General features: G+C 68.4%; 17 protein-coding genes. 3 read left to right on the top strand and 14 right to left on the bottom strand.

Annotation, left to right across the window (positions count from 1 at the left end; all coding sequences use genetic code 11):
* Positions 1 to 12: 12 nt before the first annotated feature.
* Entirely contained in the window at positions 13 to 399 is a 387-nt protein-coding gene (crcB, locus tag ACYQ6W_RS16875; RefSeq protein ID WP_459676922.1) for a fluoride efflux transporter CrcB, read from the top strand.
* An 11-nt stretch (positions 400 to 410) separates the two neighbouring features.
* Here crcB and ACYQ6W_RS16870 read toward each other — a convergent pair whose 3' ends face one another.
* The 14 genes from ACYQ6W_RS16870 to aroA form a co-directional block, all read right to left on the bottom strand.
* Positions 411 to 731 (bottom strand): HigA family addiction module antitoxin, encoded by a 321-nt coding sequence (locus tag ACYQ6W_RS16870; protein ID WP_459676921.1) that lies wholly within the window; start codon positions 729 to 731, stop codon positions 411 to 413.
* Positions 732 to 740: 9 nt separating this feature from the next.
* A complete protein-coding gene (locus ACYQ6W_RS16865; protein WP_459676920.1) occupies positions 741 to 1,022 on the bottom strand; it encodes a type II toxin-antitoxin system RelE/ParE family toxin in 282 nt (93 codons plus the stop codon).
* A gap of 65 nt (positions 1,023 to 1,087) precedes the next feature.
* Positions 1,088 to 2,398 carry a bifunctional folylpolyglutamate synthase/dihydrofolate synthase gene (locus ACYQ6W_RS16860; protein WP_459676919.1) on the bottom strand — a complete coding sequence of 437 codons (1,311 nt, stop codon included), beginning with the start codon at positions 2,396 to 2,398 and terminating at the stop codon, positions 1,088 to 1,090.
* Between the two features lie 13 nt (positions 2,399 to 2,411).
* Entirely contained in the window at positions 2,412 to 3,299 is an 888-nt protein-coding gene (accD, locus tag ACYQ6W_RS16855; protein ID WP_459676918.1) for an acetyl-CoA carboxylase, carboxyltransferase subunit beta, read from the bottom strand.
* A gap of 39 nt (positions 3,300 to 3,338) precedes the next feature.
* Positions 3,339 to 4,169: a tryptophan synthase subunit alpha gene (gene trpA, locus ACYQ6W_RS16850; protein ID WP_459676917.1), complete on the bottom strand. Its 831-nt coding sequence runs from the start codon at positions 4,167 to 4,169 to the stop codon at positions 3,339 to 3,341.
* Positions 4,166 to 5,377, bottom strand: coding sequence for a tryptophan synthase subunit beta (trpB, locus tag ACYQ6W_RS16845; RefSeq protein WP_459677120.1), 1,212 nt, complete (start codon positions 5,375 to 5,377; stop codon positions 4,166 to 4,168). Before trpB ends, trpA begins: the two co-directional genes overlap by 4 nt.
* A 20-nt stretch (positions 5,378 to 5,397) precedes the next feature.
* A complete protein-coding gene (locus ACYQ6W_RS16840; RefSeq protein WP_459676916.1) occupies positions 5,398 to 6,087 on the bottom strand; it encodes a phosphoribosylanthranilate isomerase in 690 nt (229 codons plus the stop codon).
* Positions 6,084 to 6,794, bottom strand: a complete 711-nt coding sequence (gene pyrF / locus ACYQ6W_RS16835; protein WP_459676915.1) for an orotidine-5'-phosphate decarboxylase — start codon at positions 6,792 to 6,794, stop codon at positions 6,084 to 6,086. The genes ACYQ6W_RS16840 and pyrF overlap by 4 nt, the downstream gene beginning before the upstream one ends.
* Positions 6,795 to 6,798: 4 nt before the next feature.
* Positions 6,799 to 7,152 carry a LapA family protein gene (locus ACYQ6W_RS16830; protein ID WP_459676914.1) on the bottom strand — a complete coding sequence of 118 codons (354 nt, stop codon included), beginning with the start codon at positions 7,150 to 7,152 and terminating at the stop codon, positions 6,799 to 6,801.
* Positions 7,153 to 7,586: 434 nt separating this feature from the next.
* Positions 7,587 to 7,886, bottom strand: a complete 300-nt coding sequence (gene ihfB, locus ACYQ6W_RS16825) for an integration host factor subunit beta (RefSeq protein ID WP_459676913.1) — start codon at positions 7,884 to 7,886, stop codon at positions 7,587 to 7,589.
* 117 nt (positions 7,887 to 8,003) lie between these two features.
* Entirely contained in the window at positions 8,004 to 8,909 is a 906-nt protein-coding gene (gene sppA, locus ACYQ6W_RS16820; RefSeq protein WP_459676912.1) for a signal peptide peptidase SppA, read from the bottom strand.
* 94 nt (positions 8,910 to 9,003) lie between these two features.
* Positions 9,004 to 10,725, bottom strand: coding sequence for a 30S ribosomal protein S1 (rpsA, locus tag ACYQ6W_RS16815; RefSeq protein WP_459676911.1), 1,722 nt, complete (start codon positions 10,723 to 10,725; stop codon positions 9,004 to 9,006).
* Between the two features lie 245 nt (positions 10,726 to 10,970).
* Positions 10,971 to 11,618: a (d)CMP kinase gene (locus tag ACYQ6W_RS16810; RefSeq protein WP_459676909.1), complete on the bottom strand. Its 648-nt coding sequence runs from the start codon at positions 11,616 to 11,618 to the stop codon at positions 10,971 to 10,973.
* On the bottom strand, positions 11,615 to 12,976 hold the full coding sequence (gene aroA / locus ACYQ6W_RS16805; RefSeq protein ID WP_459676908.1) for a 3-phosphoshikimate 1-carboxyvinyltransferase: 1,362 nt from the start codon (positions 12,974 to 12,976) through the stop codon (positions 11,615 to 11,617). The genes ACYQ6W_RS16810 and aroA overlap by 4 nt, the downstream gene beginning before the upstream one ends.
* Before the next feature lie 115 nt (positions 12,977 to 13,091).
* Here aroA and ACYQ6W_RS16800 point away from each other — a divergent pair, with 115 nt between their 5' ends.
* Complete coding sequence (locus ACYQ6W_RS16800) at positions 13,092 to 13,430, top strand: TIGR02300 family protein (protein WP_459676906.1); 339 nt, start codon at positions 13,092 to 13,094, stop codon at positions 13,428 to 13,430.
* A 252-nt stretch (positions 13,431 to 13,682) separates the two neighbouring features.
* Complete coding sequence (locus ACYQ6W_RS16795) at positions 13,683 to 15,158, top strand: sensor domain-containing diguanylate cyclase (RefSeq protein WP_459676905.1); 1,476 nt, start codon at positions 13,683 to 13,685, stop codon at positions 15,156 to 15,158.
* Positions 15,159 to 15,160: the final 2 nt, after the last annotated feature.

The following is a 15,160-nucleotide window of genomic DNA, read 5'->3' as shown; positions in this document are numbered from 1 at the left end:
CCGATGAATCCGATGAGCTACCTTCTCATCGCCATAGGCGGTGCCATCGGCAGCATGGGCCGTGCCTGGGTCGGCACCGTGGTCGCGCGCAGCCTCGGGATGAGCTTTCCCTGGGGCACCCTGATCATCAACGTCGTGGGGTCCGCCGTCATCGGCATCGTGGCGGCCACGGCGCTCTCGCCGAGCCGCACGGTGGTTTCCCCAGAACTGCGCATCTTCCTGATGGTGGGCTTCTGCGGCGGCTTCACCACCTTCTCGTCCTTCAGTCTGCAGACCTTCGAACTGCTGCGCGACGGACGGGCGGCCGCGGCACTCGCCAACGCCCTGGCCTCCGTCCTACTCTGCATCGCTGCCGCGGCCGCCGGCTATCTCGCCACGGCCTCGCTCGTGCCGCGGTAGGGGACCGAATCCTAGGCGGCGCTTGCCATTTCCGCCCGAGTTTGCTCCAGATCATGAGCAGTCTGCAGGTTCATCCAGAACTCGGCGCTGTTGCCGAAATGATTCGAAAGAAGAATCGCCGTTCGGGCGGTGATACTGGTCTCGCCACGCAAAAGGCGCGTCACCAAGTTGGGAGGCACTCCAAGGGCGCGCGCAAGGGCGCGCGCGGAGAGGCCCAGTGGCTCCATGAAATCATGGCGCAAAACATCCCCGGGGGTGATGAGCCCGATGGAATCGCCTTCATCTGACCCATCGTTAGTGGCGCGGTGACGGCGCGGCAGCTTTTCTGTCATCCATGTCTCCTAGTGATAATCCGCGATTTCCACTTCGTAGGCATGGCCATCCCGCCACATGAAACACAGTCTCCACTGATCGTTGATCCGAATGCTATGATGCCCCGTACGATCACCCTGGAGGCGCTCCAGCCGATTGCCGGGCGGCACGCGCAGATCATTCAGTGCAATGGACGCATCCAACAGCCGCAGCTTGCGGCGTGCCGCAAGCGCGAGATCCGGGGGAAACCCTTTGGGAAGCCTATTCGCAAACACCGCTTCCGTGCGCCTGTCGCGGAATGACTTGATCACCCCGTTACATAGAACGTAACATCGTTCCTGTAAAGATCGTCGGCATGCGCGGTGCCGCCCCTCAGCTACTTCTGACGGAGCAGCGCGCCGGCGAGATAGAGCGAGCCGCAGATCAGCACTCGCGCCGCGGGCGCTTCGGGTTTCGTCGCTCGCAGCCGGCTTAGCGTCTCCGCCACGCGGCCGCCAGGCCGAGCCACGCCGCCTGAGGCGGCAACGACCTCCTCTACCGGAAGCGCCAGATGCTGCCCGGGCTCGGCGACCGCCCAGACGCTGGCGGCAAAGGGCAGCAGGGGCTTGAGGAACTCCGCCGCGTCCTTGCCCTGCTTCATGCCGATGACGAGATGCAGTGGCCGGTCCGTCCAGGTCGCGAGATGAGCCGCGAGGGCCACACCCGCTCCCGGGTTGTGGGCGCCATCCAGCCACAGCTCCCAAGCGGCCGGCAGCAGTGCGGCGAGCGATCCGCCCAGGCGCTGCATCCGCCCCGCCCATTCGGCCCGGCCTACGCCGATCTCGAAGGCACGGTCCGGAATCATCAGGCCAGAGGCGCGCAGCGCCGCGACCGCGATGCCGGCATTGTCGTGCTGATGCGGCCCCGCGAGGGACGGGCGGGGCAGCGCGAGCGGCCCGTGTGCATCCGCATAGGCGAGCCCGTCCGGCGTTTCGGAAATCGTCCAATCCCGCCCGCGCGCGAGCAGAGGCGCGCCGCGTTCCGTCGCCCGACGGGCGAAGACCTCCAGCACGTTCGGCGCCTGCGCGCCGGTGACGACCGGCACGCCTGGCTTGATGATGCCGGCCTTCTCCCCGGCGATCCCGGTCAGGCTGTCGCCGAGAAAGTCCCGATGGTCGATGGAGATCGAGGTGATGGCGCAGGCGGCCGGGCGCTCGATCACGTTGGTCGCGTCGCCGCGGCCGCCGAGGCCCACCTCCAGAATGCAGAGATCGGCCGGATCTTCGGCAAAGAGCAGGAAGGCGGCAGCGGTGATGACCTCGAAGACGGTGATCGCCGCGCCGTCGTTCACGCGCTCCACCCGTTCCAGGGTTTCCGCCAGTCTTTGATGGCTGACGAGCCCAGCCGACAGGCGGATGCGTTCGTTGAAATCGATCAGATGCGGTGACGTGTAGACCTGGGTGCGTAGCCCGGCAGCCTCGGCAATGGCACGGGCGAAGGCGCAGGTGCTGCCCTTGCCGTTGGTGCCGGCAACATGCAGTACCGGCGCCAGCCGCTGGTGCGGATTGCCGAGCTTGCCGAGCAGGCCGTGCAACCGCCCCATGTCGAGGTCGATCGCTCGCGGATACAGGCTGAGGAGCCGCTCCAGGATGCCGTCGACACGCGGGTCCTGGCTGCGCTCGCGCTCGCGGATGGCGAGGCCCGCCATGATGCGTGGCGCCTCAGGCCGCGACGGGTTCCGGCGCCGGCGCTTCGGTCGCGGCGGCGGGAAGCAGCAGGCCGATCACGCGGCCCAGGGTCTCGGCCATCTCGGCGCGGCGCACGATCATGTCGATGATGCCGTGCTCATAGAGATATTCCGAACGCTGGAAGCCGTCGGGCAGCTTCTCGCGCACCGTCTGTTCGATGACGCGGGCGCCGGCGAAGCCGATCAGTGCGCCGGGTTCGGCGATCTGGATGTCGCCCAGCATGGCGAAGCTCGCAGTCACGCCGCCGGTCGTGGGGTCGGTCAGCACCGTGATGTAGGGCAGGCCGGCTTCCTTCACCATCTGCGCCGCGATCGTGGTGCGGGGCATCTGCATGAGGCTGATGGCGCCTTCCATCATGCGGGCGCCGCCAGAGGAGGTGTAGATGATGAGCGGGGCCTTCTGCAGCACGGCGAGGCGCGCGGCGGCGACGATGCCTTCGCCGACGGCCGCACCCATCGAGCCGCCGAGGAAGGAGAAATCCATCGCGGCGACGACGGACTTGCGGCCGCCGATAGTGCCGTGGCCGACGAGGATCGCATCGTCCAGCTTCGTCTTGTCGCGGGCTTCCTTCAGCTTGTCCGTGTAGCGCTTCTGGTCGCGGAAGCGCAGTGGGTCCTGCGGCACGCGCGGCGTTTCGATCAGGGTGTATTGCCCATTGTCGAAGGTCCAGGTCAGGCGTTCCTTCGCCGAGGCGCGCATGTGGTTGCCGCAATGCGGGCAGACCTTCATGTTCGCCTCGAGATCACGCTGGAAGATCATCTGCTGGCAGGCGGAGCACTGGTGCCAGAGGTTTTCCGGCACGTCCTTGCGGCCGAGCAGGGTGCGGATCTTGGGGCGGACGAATTCGGTGAGCCAGCTCATGTGCAGTCTCTCAACTCAGGAACGGACGGAGGGCCGGGGTCAGGCCGCGGCGCGGACGCCGCGCACGGCCTCCGCCAGGGCGCGCACCTGATCCAGCACGAGGTTGGCCGCGCCGGGGCGGGCGCGACCGTGCTCGTCGAGATTCTTGGCGAGCGTGTCGATGAGCGCGGAGGCGACGATCGCCGCGTCGCCGATGCGGGTCGCTTCCGCCGCCTGTTCCGGCGTCCGCACGCCGAAGCCGATGGCGATGGGCAGGTCGCTGAACTTGCGGATGCGCGGGATGGCGCTCGACAGGTCGGCGGCGGAGGCGCTGCGCGTGCCGGTGATGCCGGCGATGCTCACGTAATAGATGAAACCGGAGCTGCCTTCGAGCACGTAGGGCAGGCGGGTCTCGTCCGTCGTCGGCGCCACGAGGCGGATGATGTCGAGCCCATTGGCGCGGGCCTGCGGGGCCAGCAGATCGGCCTCCTCGGGCGGCAGGTCCACGGCGATCAGCCCGTCCACCCCGGCGGCGGCCGCATCCTGGCAGAAGACGTCCGTGCCATAGGCGATGATCGGGTTGAGGTAGCCCATGAGGATGATCGGCGTGCGATCGTCCGTCTCGCGGAAGCGCCGCACCATGGCGAGGGTGCCCTTCAGCGTGGCGCCGGCGGCGAGGCCGCGCTGGCCGGCGAGCTGAATGATCGGGCCGTCGGCCATCGGGTCGGTGAAGGGCATGCCGATCTCGATGAGGTCGGCGCCGGCGCCGGGCATGCCGTTCAGGATCGCCTGGCTCGTTTCGAGATCGGGGTCGAACGCCTCGAGGAAGGGAATGAGCGCGCCGCGCCCTTCCTTCTTGAGGCTCGCGAAGCGGGCGGCGATGCGGCTCACAGAGCATCTCCCGTATGGGCGGCGACCGTGAAGATGTCCTTGTCGCCCCGGCCGCTGAGGTTGAGGAGAATGATCTGGTCGGGGCCCATCTGGGGCGCGATCTTGCCGAGATGCGCCAGGGCATGGGCGCATTCCAGCGCCGGGATAATCCCTTCCACGCGGCAGCACAGCTGGAAGGCCGCCAGCGCCTCGTCGTCGTTGATCGGCACGTAAGTGACGCGGCCGGTCTCGAAGAGGAAGGAATGCTCCGGCCCCAGGCCCGGATAGTCCAGCCCGGCGCTGATCGAATGCGCTTCCTGGATCTGCCCATCCGCATTTTGCAGCAGATAGGTCATGTTGCCGTGGAGGACGCCGGGCTTGCCGCGCGCGAGGCTTGCCGCCGTCTGATCCGTGTCGATCCCATGGCCGCCGGCTTCCACGCCGATCAGCGCCACCGGGTCGTCGAGGAAGGGGTGGAAGAGGCCGATGGCGTTGGACCCGCCGCCGACCGAGGCGATCGCCACATCCGGCAGACGCCCTTCGGCCTCCATCAGCTGAGCCCGCGCCTCATTGCCGATGACGCACTGGAAGTCACGCACCATGGCGGGGAAGGGATGCGGGCCGGCGGCGGTGCCGATGAGGTAGTAGGTGTCGTGGACGTTGGCGACCCAATCGCGCAGCGCCTCGTTCATCGCATCCTTCAGCGTGCCGGCGCCGGCGGAGACCGGCTTCACCTCGGCGCCCAGCAGCTTCATGCGGAAGACGTTCGGCTTCTGCCGCTCCACGTCGGTCGCGCCCATGTAGATGGTGCAGGGCAGGCCGAAGAGGGCGCAGACGGTGGCGGTCGCGACGCCATGCTGGCCGGCACCGGTTTCGGCGATGATGCGCGTCTTGCCCATGCGGCGGGCGAGCAGGATCTGCCCCATGCAGGCGTTGATCTTGTGCGCGCCCGTGTGGTTCAGGTCCTCGCGCTTGAAGTAGATCTTGGCGCCGCCGAAATGGCGCGTCAGGCGCTCGGCGAACCAGAGGGCGCTCGGCCGACCGACGTAGTTCTTGAGGTAGCCGTCCAGCTCGGCCTGAAAGGCGGGGTCTTCCTGCGCGGCGCGATAGGCGGCCTCGACCTCGCGGATGACAGGCATCAGCGTTTCGGCGACGTAGCGGCCGCCGAACTTCCCGAAATGGCCCCGGTCATCCGGGAATTGGCGCAGGCTGTTTTGGCCGCCTGGCAGGCTTGGAGAGAAATGCTGGTTCACGGGACCCCCTGACGGGTGCTCTCATACTCTGGTGACGGTGCCGCCGAAAGGGTGGAGCCGGCCCTTCGTGACGCTGTGATGAAATCCCTGATGCGCGCCGGGTCCTTGACGCCGGGCGCGCGCTCCACGCCGGAGGAGACGTCGACCGCTGGGGCGCCCGAGACGGTAATCGCCTCGGCGACGTTCTCGGGCGTAAGGCCTCCGGCGAGCAGCCAGGGCAGCCGCGGCGTCCAGCCGGCGAGGATCGACCAGTCGAGCGCGGTCGCGTTTCCACCTGGGCGGTTTGCGCCTGCCGGCGGCTTGCTTTCGACCATCAGCGCGTCGAGGCCGCCGACCGCCGCCTCGGCCGCCTGCAACTCGTCAGGCGCCGAGATGCCGCGGGCGAGCCAGACGGGGCGGCCGAAGCGGGCGCGGATGGCGCGGGCCTGCTCCGGTGTGTCGTAGATCTGGAAGATGTCGAGCGGCATCCGCTCCAGCACGGCGGCGATCTCGTCCAGGCTCGGTTTCACGAAGAGACCGACGGCCGGCGGGCCGGTGGGCCGGCGCGCGCGGATGGCGGCCGCCGCCTCGGCGGTGACGAAGCGCGGGGAGGGGGGGAAGAAGACGAAGCCGACGTAATCCGCACCGGCATCGACGGCGGTTTCATAGGCTTGCGGATCGTTCAGGCCACAGATCTTGACCTTCATGCCGCCCGATCCTCCGCTAGATCGGTGGTGATGGCGGCCGCGGCTTCGGCCGGGTTGGCAGCCCCCGTGATCGGCCGGCCGATGACGAGCCAGCTGGCGCCTGCCTGAATCGCATCGCGGGGAGTCAGCGTGCGCGCCTGATCGCCCAGGGGCGTGCCGGCGGGCCGGATGCCGGGGACGACGAGCAGCGGGTCAGGCCCGATCTCGCCGCGCAGCATCGCCACTTCCTGCGGGCTGCAGACGAGCCCGTCTGCCCCCGCGCGGAGCGCGAGCTTGGCGAGGCGCAGCACCTGGTCCGCCGGGCTGGCCGCAACGCCGGTCTCCGCCAGCGCTTCGGCGGAGAGGCTGGTAAGGACGGTCACGGCGAGGAGCTTCGGCCGCGCGGCGCCGGCTTTTTCAGCCGCGTTCCGCGCGGCGGCAATCATCGCCGAACCGCCGGAGGCGTGCAGTGTCAGCATCGCGGCGCCGAGCGGCAGGACGGCGGAAACCCCGCCTGCCACGGTATTCGGAATGTCATGCAGCTTGAGATCGAGGAAGACCGGCTTCTCCGTGACGGCGCGCACGCCCGCTGGCCCGTGGGCGAGGTAGAAGGCGAGGCCGAGCTTCAGCAGGCCGACATGGGGTGTGAGGCTGCCGCTCCAGCTCTGTGCCGTCGCGAGATCCGTGGTGTCGATCGCGGCGATGATGGGGTTGTGCGGAGCACGCATGGTCTCAGCCTTTGACCGGCAGCGCGGTGCTGGAGGGCGGCGGCACCACGGTGGGAAGGGTGTCGGCGCGGACGATGGGGGGCTGGCGCCGCTGCTCGGCGAGCGCAAGCTGTGCCTGAAGTCGGCGGACCTCGGCTTCCGCCCGGCGGGCGCGGCGGCCGAGACCGAGATGATCGAGCCACACCACGGCCGCCCCCAGGAAGAAGGCAATCGCCATGGCGACCAGCACGGCAACGGAGAGCGGGAGAACGACGGCGTATGCCGTGGGCCAAAAGCCCAGCGTGACGCTTTCGCGGTTCGACAAGCCGAAGATCGCGAGGACGAGGACGAGAATGAGGGCGGGGATCAAGCGGAGCATGGCGTGAGTGTATGCGATCGGCGCGAAAGGGGGAAATACGCGCGGGTCGCCCTCTCGCCTTCGTCAGGAGAAACGTAGCCCCGCCGTCAGTGGTGGCGTATCCACCATCGCAGGCTCAAGGCGAAGGCACTGATCACCAGAGGTGTCACCCATGCCAATGTATCAACGGACATTAGTCCATGAGCCTTTCGAGGAATGACTGCGCCGCTAGATGGCAGGATACGCCCGCGGCGATCCAACACGCCACGATAAAAAGGAGATGCCAGCTGAGATGCAAGGGGCTGGACCGTTCAGTCCAGGCAACGCCCGGCACGACGAAAGCCGCTACCACGGCGCTGACGGCAAGAGAGTTGAAGAAGTTTGCCGCGAGCTTCAGCTTTTCGTTCCGCGCCGTCCTGCCGAGCCGCGTTTCGCGAGGCAGGCGTGGCACCGGCCTAGTCTCCGGCTTTGGCCGGGCCCTTGTTCACCCGGTTGCGAAGTTCCTTGCCGGCCTTGAAGAAGGGCACCACCTTCTCGTCCACCGCGACCGCCTCGCCCGTGCGCGGGTTACGGCCGGTGCGCGCGACGCGCTGCTTCACGGTGAAGGCCCCGAAGCCCCGCAATTCCACCCTCTCGTTGCGGGCGAGCGCCTGGCTGATCTGGTCGAAGATGGTCGCGACGATGGTCTCGACGTCCCGGGCTGTGAGATGCGGGTTGGCTTCTGCCAGGGCGGCGATCAGCTCGGATTTGGTCATGAAGCCGGCCTTCACCCTCTTTCAGAACGCGCAACGCCTCAGGGGCCCGCGAGGCGCCGCACCCCGAACCCCTTTGCAAACGGAACGAACGCACGGGCCGTTCCGCCGAAACAAAGTCTAGAGGCTGGAAGGCTGCCAGAGAGCCATGGCGCCGTCAAGCGTAACTCTCTGGGAAAACAAGAGATTAGCCAGGCCGCTCGGGTGCCAGCCGAAGAGCGAGGGGCCGTGGTCTCGGGCTTGGACCCGCACCAGAGGCAGGTCGCTTGGAACGCCCTTCACCTGCGCCAGCCAGCGGCGGGCGGCATCCTCCCCGCCGATCGCGTCGATCAGGTGGAGGGGCAGCGCCTGGCGTCCGGTATAGGCGCGCCCATCCGCGAGTTTCCGGACATCGGCGACACTCATGTGCCGCCCCTCGGCCACCATGCCGACGAACTGATCGTAGAGATCCATGAGGAGCGCTTGCAGCGCCTGCTGGCCGGCCAATGTCATCGGCGCGGAAAGGCTCGGCTGGCCTTTGAGCGGACCGGAGACCAAGGTCTGCACGTCGATCCCGAGCTTCTCCAGCAGTCCCGAGAATTCCGGCGCCTCCATGATCACGCCAATCGAGCCGGTGATGGTGGCGTTGCGGGCGAAGATGCGGTCGGCTGGCACCGCGATCATGTAGCCGGCGGAGGCGGCCACACCCTGCATCACGGCGACCACGGGCTTCTTGGCCGCGACCTTGGCGATCGCGTCGTGCAGCGCCTCGCCGCCGGAAACCGCGCCGCCGGGGCTGTCGATCACCACCATCAGGGCGGCCACCTGCCGGTCATCCGCGAGATCGTCGACCGCCTGGGCCAGCTTCTCCTCATTGCCGATGATGCCCTTCACCTGCAGCAGCGCGACATGCCGCCCTTCCGGCAAAGCGAAGCCCCAGACGCCGAGCGCGGCAACCACGATTGCGGCGACCGCCACCAGCCGCCACAGCAGGATGCCGCGCTTGAGGCGGCGGCGGTCGAGAAAGAGATCGGTTTCCAGGCTCATCGGCGGTCCTGAGAGAGGGCAAAGAAAAAGCCGTGGGCAGCGCCTTCGCGCCACCCACGGCCCTTTCTACTCAGCCCGAAGGCTGGGCGTCTAATCAGGCGTCGGTCTGCTGGTTGCGGCGACGGATCGCCGCACCCAGGATGTCGCCCAGCGAGGCGCCGGAATCGGCGGAGCCGTATTCCTGAACCGCCTGCTTGTCTTCGTCCATCTCCTTGCCGCGGATGGTCAGCGCGAGCTTGCGCGCCGCACGGTCCACGGAGATGACCTTGGCGTCGACCTTCTCGCCAACCGCGAAGCGGTCGGGGCGCTGGTCGGCCTTGTCGCGGGCCAGCTCGGCGCGGCGGATGAAGCCGGTCAGCACGTCGTCCACCGAGACTTCCACGCCATTGGCCTGCACCGCGGTCACCACGCAGGTGACGATGTCGCCCTTGTGGACGCGGTCGAACACGCCGGCCGCCGGATCATCGCTGAGCTGCTTGATGCCGAGGCTGATGCGCTCCTTCTCGACGTCGACGTCGAGCACCTTCGCACGGATCACGTCGCCCTTGTTGTAGCGCGTGATCGCCTGCTCGCCCGGCTCGTCCCAGGACAGGTCGGACATGTGGGCCATGCCGTCGATGTCCGGCGTGATGCCGATGAAGAGGCCGAACTCGGTGATGTTGCGGATCTCGCCTTCGATCTCGCTGCCCACCGGATGCTCTTCGACGAACTGCTCCCACGGGTTGCGCTGAACCTGCTTGAGACCGAGCGAGATGCGGCGCTTGCCAGCATCCACGTCGAGCACGAGCACGTCGACTTCCTGGCTGGTGGCGACGATCTTGCCCGGATGGACGTTCTTCTTCGTCCAGGACATCTCGGACACGTGCACCAGACCCTCGACGCCCGGCTCCAGCTCCACGAAGGCGCCGTAGTCGGTGATGTTGGTCACGCGGCCAGTGAACTTGCCGCCCGGCGGATACTTCGCGGCCACGCCTTCCCAGGGATCGACCTCGAGCTGCTTCATGCCGAGGCTGATGCGCTGGGTGTCCTGGTTGAAGCGGATGACCTGCACCTTCACCGGCTGGCCGATCTGCAGGGCCTCGCTCGGGTGGTTGATGCGGCGCCAGGCGATGTCGGTCACGTGCAGCAGGCCGTCCACGCCGCCGAGGTCCACGAAGGCTCCGTAGTCGGTGATGTTCTTCACCACGCCATCCAGCACCATGCCTTCCTTGAGGCCCTGGATCAGCTCGCTGCGCTGCTCCGCACGGGTCTCTTCGAGGACGGCGCGGCGGGAGACGACGATGTTGCCGCGGGCGCGGTCCATCTTCAGGATCTGGAAGGGCTGCGGGGTGCCCATCAGCGGGCCGACGTCGCGCACGGGGCGAATGTCCACCTGGCTGCCCGGCAGGAAGGCCACGGCGCCGCCGAGATCGACGGTGAAGCCACCCTTCACGCGGCTGTAGATCGTGCCGTTCACGCGCTGGTTGGCGGCATGCGCCTTTTCCAGGTTGCTCCAGGACTCTTCGCGGCGCGCCTTCTCGCGCGACAGCACGATGGAGCCGTCGCGGTCCTCGTAGCGCTCGACATAGAGCTCGACCACATCGCCCACGGCGACTTCCGGCTTCTGGCCCGGCGGGCCGAATTCCTTGAGGGGGACGCGGCCTTCGCTCTTCAGGCCGACATCGACGATGACGGCATCGTCGGTGACGCGGAGCACACGGCCGGAGACGACGGAACCATCGAAGCCGCTGTCACGGCCGAGGGTCTCGTCGAGCAGGGACGCGAAATCCTCCTCCGCGGCATGGCCGGACGGGCGGAGGGCGGAACTGGCTGACATATGGCGGTTTCTGTCCTTGATCAGAGCATGCGGCCCCGGGGCCGCACAGGGTCTGCGCATCGAAGGCGCCGGGACGATCCCAGGCCGACACGACTTGCCCACGCTGTGGTGGGCCGATGAATACGAGCTATCGCCCCTATGGGCGCGTTAGCCGGCCGACAGATACGCCGAGTTCGGCCTGAGTCAAGCGAAAGCGACGTGATGGCGCGCGGGGCAGCTAACGCACCGAAGCGAAACGATCCTCGCTACTCCCCGAGCCGGGAGCGGATGATCGCCTCGGCGCGCGCCAGGGCCTCTGGCGCCGACAGGCGCGAGGTATCGAGGATGATCGCATCCTCCGCCGGACGCAGGGGCGCGGCGGCGCGGCTGGCATCCGCCGCGTCGCGCGCCGCCATCTCTGCCTGGATGGTCGCAAGGTCGGGCGGCGCGCCGCCCTTGGCTTGCAACTCCTCGAAGCGACGGGCGGCCCGGACCTCCAGGGATGCGGTCACGAAAAGTTTAACACGCGCCTGAGGCAGGACGACGGTCCCGATGTCCCGGCCATCCAGCACCGCGCCACCGGCCGCAAAGCGCCGCTGAAAGTCGAGCAGGGCCGCCCGCACACCCGGATGGGCGGCGACGCGGGAGGAAGCGGCGTCCGCCGCCGGGCCGCGCAGGTCGCTCCGGTCAAGGTCCGCGGGCGTCAGTGCTTCCGCCGCCGCCTGGGCGGCCTCGGGGTCTGCCGGATCAGCGCCTGCATCGAGCACGCGGCGGCCGGTCGCGCGGTAGAGCAGCCCGGTGTCGAGATGCGGCAGGCCGAGCACGGCGGCCAGGCTACGGGCGAGGGTGCCCTTGCCGGAGGCCGCCGGCCCGTCGATCGCGACGGTCAGCGGCGGGGCGTCTTCCTCCGTCACGGCGCCACCATGGTAGCACCGAGGCCGCGCATGAGATCGGCGAAGCCGGGGAAGCTCGTTTCGATGAAGGCGGCGTCATCGGCGGTGATCGGCCGCTCGGCGGTGAGGCCCAGCACCAAGGCCGACATGGCGATGCGATGATCCATATGCGTCTCGACCGTGCCGCCACCGGCAGGCTTCCGGCCCCCCGTCCCATGGATGATGAGGTCGTCGCCCTCGATCTCGACCTGGATGCCGTTGACGGTCAGCAGAGCCGCGGTCGCGGCCAGGCGGTCGCTCTCCTTCACCCGCAGCTCGGAGAGGCCACGGAAGCGGCTGGTGCCCTGCGCGAGCGCCGCGGCCACGGACAGCACGGGGAACTCGTCCACCATGGAGGGGACCCGGGCGCGCGGCACCTCGATGGCGCGCAAGGCGCTGGCGCGCATGGTGATGTCGCCCACCGGCTCGCCCCCGGCGACGCGCTCGTTCTCGATCGCGAGGTCCGCGCCCATTTCGATCAGGCTGGTGAAGAGGCCGGTGCGCAGCGGGTTCAGTCCTACATTTTCTATGGTGGCGGCCGAGCCCGGCACGAGAAGGGCGGCGACGATCGGGAAGGCGGCGGAGGAGGGATCGCCCGGCACCAGAATGTCGGCCGCCGTCAGCGTGGGCTGGCCGGCGAGGCGGATGGTGCGGCCCGCGCCCTGCACCTCGACCGAGACCGTCGCGCCGAAATGGCGGAGCATGTTCTCCGTATGGTCGCGGGTCGCTTCCGGCTCCACCACCACCGTTTCGCCTTCGGCATTGAGCCCCGCGAGCAGGATGGCGGACTTCACCTGGGCGGAGGCGACGGGCAGGCGGTAGGACAGGGGGGCGGGCGCCGCCACGCCTTCGATGGCAAGCGGCAGGCGGCCGCCTTGCCGGCCGCTGAAGCGTGCGCCGGTCGCGGCCAGCGGGTCCGTCACCCGCTTCATCGGGCGCTTCCGCAACGATCCGTCCCCGGTCAGCACGGCGAAGATCGGATGGCTCGCCAGGATGCCGCAGATGAGGCGGGCGGCGGTGCCGGAATTCCCCATGTCGAGCACGTCGGCGGGTTCCGTCAGCTTGCCGCGGCCCTGGCCGCGCACCGTCCATTGCCCCGGCGCATGTTGTGTCACCGTGGCGCCGAGCGCGCGCATGGCGTCGGCCGTACGCAGAACGTCCTCACCCTCCAGCAGGCCGGTGATTCGCGTCTCGCCCTCGGCCAGCGCGCCGAACATGAGGGCGCGATGGCTGATGGATTTGTCCCCCGGAACCTGGATGCGGCCGGTGAGGGGGGCCTGGGCGGGATGGCTTTGCAACGGCTGCGCGGCGGCAGCGCCGGTCTTCGGAGAATGGTCCATCAGCTTCTCTTGACGCGAGGGAGGCACATGCGAGGAATGGGGGTTTGACAGCGGCGCCTGAGGATGGCAAGGCCGCCCCCTTTCCGAACCCCGGCTACCCCTGACGAGGCTCTCGATGGTCAAGCCTGAATTAGGCACCAAGCGCACCTGCGTCTCCTGCGGGACACGCTTCTACGATCTGGGCAATGCGACGCCCACCTGCCCAAAATGCGGCACGGAACAGCCGCCTGAGCAGCCGCGCCTGAAGCGCGGTGGGCCGCCGGTGGACGACCGGCGCCTGAAGAAGCCGGCCGCTTCGCCGCGCGAGGAGGAGGCCGACGTCGAAGCCGTGGAGGTCGAGGAAATCGTCGAGGACGACGACGTGCTCGATGACGGTGCCGATCTGGATGATGATGACGACGCGATCGAGACCGAGATCGAGGTCGAGAAGGATACGGACGAGCGGGACAACTAAGATCCAACGGTCGCCCTCTCGCGTAGAGTTGCGTAAGAGGGCGATTGCGGGAGATCGGATCATGCGCCTTGCTACAAGGCGCGTCGCAGGGGCGGGCGCCGGCCCTGCGAGCGGTCCTCGGGCGGCCGGGAAATCCGGAGGGGCCGGGTCCTGTTGCGGCCCGGCGTTCCTTCCCGAGGTTGAAACGTCGTTTTGATGCCGAACCCCGCTACGCGCTCCGGCTCCTTGTCTCCCCGCGCGACGTTTCGTCTGGTGGCAGGGCTTAGTGCGCTCGCCCTGCTGCTGCTCTTCGCCGGCTGTGTCTCCGTCCTCGTCGAAGGCCGCCGCGAGCTGGAGCGGCGGGCGGACATGATGGCGGCGAACATCCTCGTCCTCGCCGACGAGACGGTGCGGATCGAGATCAACCGCTACGACACCCGGCTCATCGACCTTCGCTCTGCCTTAGAGAAGAATCCCCGCAGCACGGCGGTCGCGGATCTGTTCGGCGGCCCTGCCGCGCGCGACACGCTCGGGGACTTCGTCGTCACCGACAAGGCCGGGAGGGCCCTGGCGAGTTCCCGCCCGGAGGTAACGGCGTCCTACGCCGCCCTCCTGCCTGAACTCTTGGCCCAGGAACAGGCCGGGCTTCGCGGACTCGGCATCAGCACCATCACCGTCGAGGGCCAGGGCCGCCCGCAGCTCGCCTTGATCCGGCGCTGCGAGGGCGCCGGCTGCGGCGAGGCGGGTGCAGTCATTGCCCTGATGCCGATGGGCTGGATCCAAAGCGTCTTCGACGCGATCAATCTCGGGCGTAATGGCGCGATCGGCTTGCTCGACAGCAAGGGTCTCCTGCTCGCGCGCAAGCCCATGGTCTCATCTAAGCTCGGCACCCGGCTCTCCTATGGCAGTGCGCTGAAAGGTCTGCCGCGCGGCACGATCGTGGTCCGGCAGCACCAGTCGCGGGTGGATGGCGTGCTGCGGCGCATCTCCAGCGGCTGGGTGGATGGCCTGCCGCTCGTCGTCACCGTGGGCATTTCGACGAGCGACATCTTCCAGCACTGGAACGCTCTGGCTCTGATCATCATCGCGGCCATTCTGCTCCTGTCGGTCGCACTGCTGACCCTCGCCGCCTTCCTCAGTCGGCAGCTGCATCGCAAGATGCTGGTGGACAAGCAGCTTCTGGCCGCCAATGCCCGGCTGGCCGAGCTTGCCCGAACCGATCCGTTGACCGGTCTGCTCAATCGCCGTGGCTTCGACGAGAATCTGGGGCGGGAATGGCGCCGTTGCCGGCGCGCCGGGCGGCCGATCAGCCTGATCATGCTCGATGCCGACGCTTTCAAACCCTACAACGACCATTTCGGGCATCAGGCGGGTGACCAGGTGCTGCGGGCGATCGCCGAATGCATCCTGTCCTGCATCCGCCGCCCCGGCGACATCGCGGCGCGCTACGGCGGGGAGGAATTCGCGGTAGTCCTGCCGGATACCGGGCGGACCGGCGGGATGCAGGTGGCCGAGGCGATTCGCACGGCCATCGAGGCTCTGGACATTTCGCACGCCCCTGGCCGGTCGCGGATGACGGTGAGCGTCGGCCTCGCCTATGCCGAACCGGGGCCGGATGGCAGCGCGGATGCGCTGCTCACCGTTGCGGATGCGGCGCTCTATGACAGCAAGGCGAATGGCCGCAATCGAGTCTCCGCGCGTGCCTTCACGCCCGAGCCTGAGGCGACGGCCGAGGGCGCGGCCCTGTAAGC

The sequence above is a fragment of the Acidisoma sp. 7E03 genome, from assembly GCF_054665075.1.
Note: the sequence above shows the minus strand (reverse complement) of the source record. Positions and strands in the feature narration are given on the sequence as shown.